At 70.7% G+C, this 9735-nt stretch carries 7 protein-coding genes and 1 pseudogene; 1 reads left to right on the forward strand and 7 read right to left on the reverse strand.

Annotation, left to right across the window (positions count from 1 at the left end; all coding sequences use genetic code 11):
• Window positions 1-250 precede the first annotated feature (250 nt).
• The 7 genes from JOC24_RS29065 to JOC24_RS29095 all read right to left on the reverse strand — a co-directional run bounded on the left by JOC24_RS29065 (window position 251) and on the right by JOC24_RS29095 (window position 8873).
• Window positions 251-2614, reverse strand: coding sequence for a family 43 glycosylhydrolase (locus JOC24_RS29065; protein ID WP_205023387.1), 2364 nt, complete (start codon window positions 2612-2614; stop codon window positions 251-253).
• Window positions 2611-4122 carry a sulfatase-like hydrolase/transferase gene (locus JOC24_RS29070; RefSeq protein WP_205023388.1) on the reverse strand — a complete coding sequence of 504 codons (1512 nt, stop codon included), beginning with the start codon at window positions 4120-4122 and terminating at the stop codon, window positions 2611-2613. Before JOC24_RS29070 ends, JOC24_RS29065 begins: the two co-directional genes overlap by 4 nt.
• Window positions 4119-5102 carry an aliphatic sulfonate ABC transporter substrate-binding protein gene (locus tag JOC24_RS29075; RefSeq protein WP_205023389.1) on the reverse strand — a complete coding sequence of 328 codons (984 nt, stop codon included), beginning with the start codon at window positions 5100-5102 and terminating at the stop codon, window positions 4119-4121. The genes JOC24_RS29070 and JOC24_RS29075 overlap by 4 nt, the downstream gene beginning before the upstream one ends.
• Window positions 5103-5149: 47 nt before the next feature.
• Complete coding sequence (locus JOC24_RS29080) at window positions 5150-5929, reverse strand: ABC transporter ATP-binding protein (RefSeq protein WP_205023390.1); 780 nt, start codon at window positions 5927-5929, stop codon at window positions 5150-5152.
• A complete protein-coding gene (locus tag JOC24_RS29085; protein ID WP_205023391.1) occupies window positions 5926-6756 on the reverse strand; it encodes an ABC transporter permease in 831 nt (276 codons plus the stop codon). The genes JOC24_RS29080 and JOC24_RS29085 overlap by 4 nt, the downstream gene beginning before the upstream one ends.
• Window positions 6753-7967 carry an ROK family protein gene (locus JOC24_RS29090; protein ID WP_205023392.1) on the reverse strand — a complete coding sequence of 405 codons (1215 nt, stop codon included), beginning with the start codon at window positions 7965-7967 and terminating at the stop codon, window positions 6753-6755. Before JOC24_RS29090 ends, JOC24_RS29085 begins: the two co-directional genes overlap by 4 nt.
• 66 nt (window positions 7968-8033) lie before the next feature.
• On the reverse strand, window positions 8034-8873 hold the full coding sequence (locus JOC24_RS29095) for a formylglycine-generating enzyme family protein (RefSeq protein WP_205023399.1): 840 nt from the start codon (window positions 8871-8873) through the stop codon (window positions 8034-8036).
• A gap of 443 nt (window positions 8874-9316) precedes the next feature.
• On the opposite strand from JOC24_RS29095, the pseudogene JOC24_RS29100 reads away from it, so the two are divergent.
• Window positions 9317-9735 (forward strand): annotated as a pseudogene (locus JOC24_RS29100) (hypothetical protein); the annotation flags it as partial.

Raw genomic sequence — 9735 nt, forward strand, 5'->3', positions numbered from 1 at the left:
TCGTACGGGGAGTGAAGTCCCGCTCAGCTCACGCCGCCTCAGGGGAGGGACACCACCTGGGACGGACGGGTGTCCGTCCCAGATGTGGGGGATCCGGTGTCGTTGATGACGTGTTCGTACTGTCCCTTGCCGTCGAGGGAGACGACGAGGAGGTCGTGGCGTGTGGCGGGTACACGGCCCGTCCTCGTGACTCCCCTCGGTGACGGAAGGTGAGATCTGCGGGGTATGCGTTCAGGGAGTGCCGACGGGTTCACGGGGTGGCGTACGTCCGTACGTAGTCGAATTCCGCCGTCGCGCCGGCCCGGTTGTGGGAGACGAGACCGACCTTCAGCGCGCCCCGCACCGGCAGGGTCCAGGTGCCGCCCGCGGACCAGCGGACGCCGTCACGGCTGGTGGACGCGCGTACCTCGTGCTCCCCGTTCGCGGTGTCGCGGTGGTACGCCATCCGCAGCCACATGGTGTCGGCCGTGGGACCCACGAACATCGGAGCGTTGGCCGTCGCCGTCGGCGGGGTGGTGGTGGGGCGCTCGCCCTCCTTGCCGAACTCGCTGACATCGAGCAGCGCACCGTCGCCGTGGGCGAGCGGCAGCACGGAATGGACGAGCTTGAACCACCGGTCGTCGTTCTCGTACAGGATGAGGCCGGCCTGCTGGGCCGCCTGGTCGGGAGCGAACCGCAGCTTCGTCTCCACCGTGAAGTCGCCCCGCGGTGCGTCCCGCAGCATCACGGAGGCCGTGTTGCTGCCCAGATGCAGCTCGGAGTCCTGTGTCGGCCAGGAGAGCGCGCCGCCGGTCATGGAGACCCCGGCTGCCGGTCCTCGCACCCACTGCCAGGGGGAACCGGCACTCGTGCCGGGGACCACAGCGGTGTCGAACTCGTCGCTGTGACCGGGGATCAGCGGCCCGGGCGGCGCTGTGGCCACCCGCTTCGTCACCGGCCGGTGGAGGGCGGCCGCCCCCACGTTGTCCGCCGCCACACCCGCACCCCGTGCGGCGGCACCCACCGCGCCCTTGCGCACGGCGGCGGCCGGCAGGTCGCGGGTCTGCAGTGCCGCCGGATCCCGCAGCCGGTCGCCGGTCACCTCGGCCGTCAGTCGTGTGCCGCGTACCTCCACGGAGACGTTGTTCCAGGTGTCCCACGAGAATCCGGACGGCAGCGCGGTCACCTGCTCCCCGCGGCTCCTGCCACCCACGCGTACGTCGGTGACGAGCGCACCGCGTGCGCGGTCGAGCCAGGCCACGATCCTGTTGCCGGGGTTCCGGTACGCGACGGTGAGTCCCGCCGCAGCGCCTGCCGAAGTCACCCTCAGGTCCGCCTCGGCCCGCAGGTCCGCGGGCGCGCGCCCGGCGGCGACGAGATAGGCGGCGTCCGTCCCGGACGGCACGGGGGTGTGTTCCGCGTAGCCGCGTGCGGCGGGATCGGTCGCGGTGGACCAGCCGTCGGCGCTGCCGCCCTCGGCGCGCCAGCCCGACAGGCCGGCGTCGTTGAAGGTTCCCCCGGTCGCCCACGAGGTCACAGGTGCGGCGGTCGGTCGGTCCGACGGTCCCGCGCCGGCCCGTACGACGGGCCAGCCGTCGATCCAGTCGAGCCGGTCGAGGAGCATCGGGCGCCGGGTCAGCTTCAGGGTGCCGTTCGAGGCCGGGGCGAGGTCCGGCGACTCGGCGGGGATGCCGTGGTAGACGAGCCAGTCCTGGCCGGCGAGGTCGGTCTGGAGGGAATTGTGGCCGGGGCCGATCCACCGGTTGCCGTTGGCCCCCGCGACCACGCCCGCCTTGCTGGTGGGGGCCATGAGATCGGTGCCCTCGTCGTCGGTGAACGGACCGGTGGGGCTGGTCGACCGGCCCACCTTCACCTGGTAGCCGCTGTACGCGCCGTCGCAGCAGCCGGCATCGGAGTAGAACAGGTAGTAGAAGTCGTCACGCCGCACGACGAAGCCACCCTCGACCCGGCGGCCACGGGCCACCTGGGTGACCTCGCCCTCGGTCCGGGTCAGGTCGGCGTTCATCTTCGCGACGCAGATCGTGTCGTAACTGCCCCAGTACAGATAGGGGGTGCCGTCCGAGTCCGTGAACTGCGCCTGGTCGATGTTGCCCGTCGGGCAGCCGCTCGGCGAAGCCAGCACGGCGCCCCTGTCCGTCCACGGGCCCGTCGGGGTGGCGGAAGTGGCGAGGCCGACGGTGTTGCGCCCGGGTACGGAGTAGTAGAGGTGGTACCGGCCGAGGGCGTAGCGGACCTCCGGCGCCCAGAGCCGGGAACCGTCGTGCCAGGCCGGCTTGTCCGCGGGGGTGAAGACCTCGCCCGCGTACTCCCAGGTCACCATGTCGGCCGAACGCATGATCGGCAGGATGCGTTCCCCGTCCTCGCCCTTGCTCTGCATGACCGGGTTCTGGGTGCCGTAGGCGTACCAGAGGCCGTCCTTGCCGCGGATCACCGCGGGATCGGGGAAGGTGTCGACGGCCCCGGTGGAGACCGGGTTGGTATACGTCGCCGCGGCCGCAGGACTGCTCCGGGCGCCGTGCGACGGCGACGAGGCGAGGGTGAGCAGCCAGACCAGGGCTGCCGCTCCGGCCGCCCAGCGGGGAAGACGTCGGGTGGTCCTTCGTGCGCGTCTCATGGGGTCTCCGCGAGTGTCCCGCCCGGATCCGCGGTCGCGGTCCAGGTGCTGTCGTCGTTCTCGAAGGCGCTGAGGCTGGGGTCGTAGTCGGAGGCGCCGATGTCGTACATGGACGTCATCCAGTGGTAGAAGTTGTCGCCCCGGTCGCGCAGCAGCTCGTACAGCCGCCGCATCAGCCGGGCCCTTGTCGCGGCGAACTCGGGATGCGTGTACCGGTTGCTGAGCTCGTGCGGGTCCGTCCGCAGGTCGTACAGCTCGTTGACCGACTCCGGGTTGACGACCAGCTTGTAGCGGTCGTCGCGGATCATCCGCTGCGGGTAAGGGAAGTGGTGGCCGTGGAACTCGGCGACCAACTCGCCGGGCCACGCCGCTTCTTCACCCCTCACCAGTGGCACCAGGCTGCGGCTGTCCACCGCCGGGGACGGGTCGCAGCCCGCGAGTTCGAGGATCGTCGCCGTGCAGTCGGTGAGGCTGACCAGCTCGTCCCTGACCTGCGGGGCGGCACCGGGGATCCGGATGATGCCGGGGATGCGGTAGATGTCCTCGTACATCGCCGGACCCTTGTCGTGGAGCCGGTGGGCGCCGGTGAACTCACCGTGGTCCGCGGTGAAGAACACCGAGGTGTCGTCGCTCAGCCCCAGCTCCTCGAGCCGGGTGAGGATCCGCCCGATCTGCTCGTCGATCAGGGTGACGTAACCCCAGTACACCGCGATCAGCTTGCGGGTCGTCTCGATGGGGATGGTGTCGAACGCCCAGTGCGCGCTGTAGTTGCGCTGCACCGGAGGCTTGCCCTCGAAGGTCTCCGCGATGGACGGCGGCAGTTCGACGAGTTCCGGATCGTAGAGGTCGAAGTAGGCGTCCGGGAGCAGGTACGGCAGATGCGGGCCGAAGAAGTGCGTGGCCAGGAAGAACGGCTCCTCACCGGCCGCGTAACGCTCCAGGTGCTCGATGGCGCGCGTGGCGAGATAGTGCTCGAACGTCGCTTCCACCGGCTGGTGCAGCCGGGCGGCCAGGAGGTTACCCGGGTTTCCGCCCGGGGCGGTGCCCCGGATCGGTTCGGAGATGCGGTACGGGGGCAGCCCCTGCTCCTCCAGGTAGGCCAGGTAGTCCGGATGGTCCACCGGGTTGTGCCAGCCCGGCAGGTCGGGGCCCTCGAAACCGTACGAGGCGGCGTTGCGGTGGGTCCCGCCGTGCCACTTGCCGATGAGCCCCAGCCGGTAGTCGCGTGCCGCGAGCGCCTCCGGGAAGGTGAAGGCGTCCTCGCGCAGGTCCTCCAGATAGCCCACGTTGCGCTCGTAGTTGGCGAGCAGCCGGTGACGGAAGGGGGCCTGCCCGGTGAGCAGACTCGCTCGTGCCGGGGTGCAGATCGCCGTGGGCGTGTAGAAGCGGTCGAAGCGCGTGCCGGTGGCGGCCAGCCGGTCCAGATTCGGCGTGGCCACATGGGGATTGCCGTAACAGCCGAGGGTGTCGACCCGGTGCTGATCGGTCATCAGGAACAGCAGATTCACTTCTTGTACGCCTTCGTGTAGAGGTCACCCTCGTAGTACGTGCCGGCCGCCGGAGCCTTCTTGAGCTGGCCCGTGTCCACGAAGAACTCGCCCAGTCCGTCCAGCCAGCCGGCCACGGTGCCGTCCTCGGTCCTGGCCACCAGGTCGGCCGTGGACAGCGTCTCCACGTTGGCCGCGTCCGCCGCGACCTTGGCGCGGTCGACCTCGAGCAGCGAGGCGGCCGCGTCGATGGCCTCGTCGGGGTGCGCGGCGCGCCAGTCGTTGGCCCTCTGGAGGACCTTGACCACCTTGGTGTTCAGCTTCGCGTCGCTCTTCGCGGGTGCCACGAACGCCGTGGGGAACGCCCGGTCCTTGAAGTCCGCCGTGCTGGCCACCTCGTTGAGATCCGGCTTCTTCGCCTTGATGTTGTCGATCAGCGGATACCAGAGGCCCGCTCCGTCGATCTGCCCGGACACGAACGCCGAGACGACCGTGGACGGGTCCATCGGCACCTTCTCGATGTCCTCGTCCGACATCCCGGCCTTCCGCAGAGCGAGATCGAGTGCCATCGCTCCGGACGTGCCCTCGGGCACGCCGACCTTCTTGCCCTCGAGGTCCTTGATGGAGGTGATGCCGGGCTGGGCTATGACCCGGTCGGCGCGTGCGAGCGTGTTGACCGCGACGACCTTCGCCTTGCCCGACGCGGGCAGCCACATGGCACCGGGGCCGATGTAGCCGAAGTCGAGGTTGCCCGACCCGAGCGCCTGGATCTGGAGGGGTCCGTTGGTGAACGTCGAGTACTCGGGGTCCAGCCCCTCCTCCTTCCACAACCCCTGCTGGTCCGCGATGGCCAGCAGGCTCGCGCCGTTGTAGTCGCTGATGTAGCCGAAGCGGACGGTGGAGGCGCCGTCGGACGACGGGTCACCGGAGCATCCGGATACGGAGAGTGCCAGGGCGGACACGGTGACGGCCGCTGTCAGGGCGCGCTGGGGCAGACGCATGGCGCAGGGTTCCTCACGGGGGTTCGGGAGAGGGTGACGGGTGGGTCTCAGACAGCCGGAGCAGCCGGTGCCTGGTGGTACACGGAGGTCCACACGGCGTTGCGGATCCGGGTGAACTCGGGCGAGAGCCGGATGGCTTCGGTACGCGGATAGGGCAGGTCCACGTCGATGACCGACTGGATGCGGCCGGGCCGCGCGGCCATCACCACGACGCGTCGGGCGAGGTACACGGCCTCGTCCACGTCGTGCGTGATGAAAAGGACGGTGCGCCGGTCCCGGCTCCAGGTGTCCAGGAGCTGGTCCTGCAGCTGGACCCGGGTCAGCGCGTCCAGTGCGCCGAAGGGCTCGTCCATCAGCAGCACCTGCGGATCGACGGCGTAGGCGCGGGCGATGGCGCAGCGCTGCTTCATCCCGCCCGACAGGGTCTTGGGAAGTGCGTCGGCGAAGTCGGTGAGGCCGACCAGATCGATGGCACGCTCCGCCCGGACTCTCCGTTCCGCCGCCGGCACGGACGCCAGCTTCAGCCCGAACTCGACGTTGCCGCGCACGGTCAGCCAGGGGAACAGCGCGTACTGCTGGAAGATCACCCCGCGGTCCGGACCGGGGCCGGTGACCGGCCGCCCGTCGACGAGGACCTCGCCGGAGGACGGGGCGGCGAGCCCGGCGGCCAGATTGAGCAGGGTGCTCTTGCCGCACCCGGACGGTCCGACGACGGTGACGAACTCCTCGTCACCGATGTCCAGCGACACCTCGTCCAGGGCGGTGAAGGTGGTCCTCTTCAGCGGAAAGGTCCGTGAGACGTTCCGGAAGGAGATCTTGGCGTTCATCGGGTCTCCTGCCAACGGGTGAGGCGTCGTTCGGTGAGCATCAGCAGCCGGTCCATCACGAGGCCGAGCAGACCGATGGTGATGAGCGCGACGAAGATGCTGGGGAGGTCGTAGTAGATCTGCGCCTTCTGCATCTGGAAGCCGAGTCCTTCCTGCGCCGCGATCAGCTCCGCCGCGACCAGGGTCCCCCAGGCGGAGCCCAGCCCGATCCGCATCCCGACGAGGATGAAAGGCGCGGAGGCGGGGACGACCACCTTGAGGAAGATCGTCCCGTCACGGGCGCCCAGCACCCGCGCCGCGTCGATGAGTGTCCGCTCGACACCCACGACGCCCTGGAAGGCGGCCACGACGCTCGACAGGAACGCCGCCAGGAAGATCACGAACACCTTTGGCACCTCGCCGATGCCCATCAGCACGATGGCCAGCGGAATCATCGCCAGCGGCGGAACCGTACGGAAGAACTGGACGTACGGTTCCAGCAGCCCGCGCGCCACCGGGTACCAGCCCATCAGGAAGCCCACGGGCACGGCCAGCAGGGTCCCCAGCGCGAAGCCGGTCAGGACGCGCCGCAGGCTGGCCAGCGAGTCGTCGGCCAGTGTGCCGTCCGCGATCAGCTCGCCCGCCCTGCCCGCCACGGCGGCGGGCCCCGGAAGCGCCTGCACCCCGAGCGAGGCCAGCCACGCCCACAGGCCGACGCCCGCCACCAGGGCGATCAGGTTCAGAACGATCGCGGGGACGCGGATGCCCTTCCGCCGGGGCTCGCGGGTGCCTCCCGCGGTCTCCCGTACGGGAGCGTCCCGCTTGACGGGTGTCTCCGTGGAACTCATGCGGCGTCCTCGGGAAGGTCTTCGCTGCCCGGTTCCGGGTAGCGGGCGAGCAGAGGGGATTCACGGAGGGCGAGGGCGACTCCGCCGAGCGCCCCGCCCGCCTCGCCGAGCCCGGCGGGCAACAGCGTCACACGCCCACGGGCCAGCGGCAGCACATGCGCGTCGAGCGCTTCCTGCACGGGAGTGAGCAGCGCCTCGCCGGCCCGGGCCAGTTCACCGCCCAGCACGATCACTCCCGGGCCGACCGCGTTGACGACCCCCGCGAGGACCGCGCCGATCCGGGTTCCCGCGGCCCGCAGCACCTCGTGGGCCGCCGGGTTGTCGTTGTCGACCGCCCTGAGGAGCGTCGGGACGTCGTCCGCGCGACCGCCCAGTGCGCGGTAGGCGGCGAGGACGGGCCCGATCGACGCGATCGTCTCCAGGCACCCCCTGCCCCCGCACTCGCACGGTCCGCCGGAGGGGTCGGCGGTGATGTGCCCGAGCTCGCCCGCCAGGCCGTCCACACCCCGGTGGAGCGAACCGTTCACGACGAGGCCGCCGCCCACTCCGTGCGAGAGCCGCAGGTACAGCACGTCCTGGCTCGCTGCGGCAGCCCCCCAGGTGGACTCGGCGAGGGCAGCGAGCCGGGTGTTGTTGTCCAGCAGGACCGGTGCCCCGAACCGCTTGCCCAGCAGTTCGGCCAGGGTCGCCAGGGGTTCCTCCGGCGCGTCGCCGGCCGTCCGTACCGGGCCGACCACGCCGACCCCGACCGCGCCGGTCGTGCCGAGGGAGGCCAGCCGGAGAGTGCCGCCGGCCAGCGAGGCGACCAGCCGCTCGGCGAGCTCCACCCGTCGCTCCCAGGAAAGATCCGGGGGGTGGGCACGGCTCGCCGAACCGATCACCTCGTGCGCCACGTTGGCGGCGGCCACATGAACGGCTCGGCGGGCGAAGTCGATGCCCACGGCCTGCCCGGCGGCGGGGTTGAGCGTGAGGTGCTCGACCGGACGGCCGCGCCTGCGCGGACCGGGATCCGTGGCGGCCGCCACCACGGCACCGCTCGCGACCAGGGTCCCGACTATGTCGTACAGCGTGGTGCGGGACAGCCCGGCCTGGCGTCCGAGCTCCGCTCGGCTCTGTGGTCCGTGCCGGCGCAGCAGACCGAGTACGCGTTCCTCGTGCCCGCGCCTCAGCCGCGAGAGAGGTCCACCGTGTGAGTGCATGGCGCCCAGCATGATGACCCCGGGATTTTTTCGTCAATGACCCGGAAAAATATTCATGTTGCCGCAATGACGGCTGGATCAGGCCGTGCGCACACAGCGGAAGCCCAGGTTCCCTGTGGTGCTGTCCGGTGTGTTGCGGGTACGGGCGGCCACCCGGTACCGGTTGCAGTACGAGCGGTGGCACAGGTAGGAGCCGCCACGCATCACTTTGGAGTCACCCGCGCCCGGACCGCGGGGGTCGCTCCTGCGCGCCGCCGGGTGGGAGGTGCTCCACCAGTCCTGGCACCACTCCCAGACGTTGCCGGCCATGTTGTGGAGGCCGTAGCCGTTCGGCCGGTAGGCGTCGACCGGAGCGGTGCCCGCGTAGCCGTCCTCGGCGGTGTTCTTCGTGGGGAACTGCCCCTGCCAGATGTTGCAGCGGTGCTCCCCTCCGGGGGCCAGGTCGTCGCCCCACGGATAGCGCGCCTGCTCCAGGCCACCCCGGGCCGCGTACTCCCACTCGGCCTCGGTCGGAAGCCGGGCACCCGCCCAGCGACTGTACGCGCGCGCGTCGTTCCAGGAGACGTGCACCACGGGATGGTCCTCGCGGTCGCCGATCCCGCTGCCGGGGCCTTCGGGCGTGTTCCACCGGGCTCCCTCCACCCCGCACCACCAGGGGGTACCGTCCGGGCGGGCGGCACCGCGTCTGAGCGCGGCCGGCAGGAACCCGGCGAAGACGTACGACCAGCCGAACCGCTCGGCCTCCGTGACGTGGCCGGTGGCCGAGACGAACTCCGCGAAGCACCGGTTGCTCACCGCGTGCGCGTCCATGCGGAAGGCGGAGACCCGTACTTCGCGGACCGGCCCCTCGCCGTCGGCCCCGAACCCCTCGGGGTCCTCGGTCCCCATCAGGAACGACCCGGCGGGCAGCAGCACCATCCCGTCCCCGTCCGCCCCGCCCCGGGCGGACGACGAAGGGGCCAGCCTCTCCGTCTGAGCCACACGTGCCACCTGACCTGGAGATGCAGCCTCTGCCGCCGGGGCGGGCGCTACGGCTCCCGACGTGCCGTCAGGCCTCCTGCGGCCGGGGGAGCAGCAGCCGCCGGATGCGATGTCGTTCATGCGGCGATCCTACGAGCACCACGGAAGCCCCCTTACACGGATGATCATCTTCGCCCAAACCTCGCCCCGGCGTGGCGTGCCGTCCAACGGGTGACATCCGGCCTCGCGTCACACGATGAGACCACCGCGTCGCTCGAATGCGGCCCTCCCGAGTGGTGCGCCTCCGTGTTTCGGCTGACGGTGGATCACGTCGCACCCGTGATCCGATGAGCCGACAACCAGCCGGCCAGCGCGGGGGTGGCGAAAGGACTGTGTATCCAATGCGCTCTGCCCGCACCCTGTTCGCATCGGCCGCCGTCACGGCGGTCCTCGCGGTCTCCGTTCCCGCCGCATACGCCGTGACCTCGGCGGACGACTGGGACAAGGACAGCGGTTCCTCCGCCAGCAGCAACGACGACCGGGAGAAGCCGGACTCGTGGAAGCACGACAAGCCCGAGGGCGGTGTGCACGCCGGTGGCGGTGCGCTGGCCGGGGTGTCGGCCGACGACTGGCAGAAGGACAAGGACAAGGACGAGGACAAGGACGAGGAGTCCGGTTCCGGCAGCAACGACGACCGGGAGAAGCCGGACTCGTGGAAGCACGAGAAGCCCGAGGGCGGTGTGCACGCCGGTGGCGGTGCGCTGGCCGGGGTGTCGGCCGACGACTGGCAGAAGGACAAGGACAAGGACGAGGACAAGGA

Origin of the sequence: Streptomyces sp. HB132, assembly GCF_016909575.1 — a bacterium.
Classification (GTDB): domain Bacteria; phylum Actinomycetota; class Actinomycetes; order Streptomycetales; family Streptomycetaceae; genus Streptomyces.

Excerpts from the sequence above, each read along its gene's own strand:
- JOC24_RS29075 (WP_205023389.1), bottom strand. The coding sequence starts at position 5,102 with ATGCGTCTGCCCCAGCGCGCCCTGACAGCGGCCGTCACCGTGTCCGCC.
- JOC24_RS29085 (WP_205023391.1), bottom strand. The coding sequence starts at position 6,756 with ATGAGTTCCACGGAGACACCCGTCAAGCGGGACGCTCCCGTACGGGAG.
- JOC24_RS29080 (WP_205023390.1), bottom strand. The coding sequence starts at position 5,929 with ATGAACGCCAAGATCTCCTTCCGGAACGTCTCACGGACCTTTCCGCTG.
- JOC24_RS29065 (WP_205023387.1), bottom strand. The coding sequence starts at position 2,614 with ATGAGACGCGCACGAAGGACCACCCGACGTCTTCCCCGCTGGGCGGCC.
- JOC24_RS29095 (WP_205023399.1), bottom strand. The coding sequence starts at position 8,873 with ATGGTGCTGCTGCCCGCCGGGTCGTTCCTGATGGGGACCGAGGACCCC.
- JOC24_RS29090 (WP_205023392.1), bottom strand. The coding sequence starts at position 7,967 with ATGCTGGGCGCCATGCACTCACACGGTGGACCTCTCTCGCGGCTGAGG.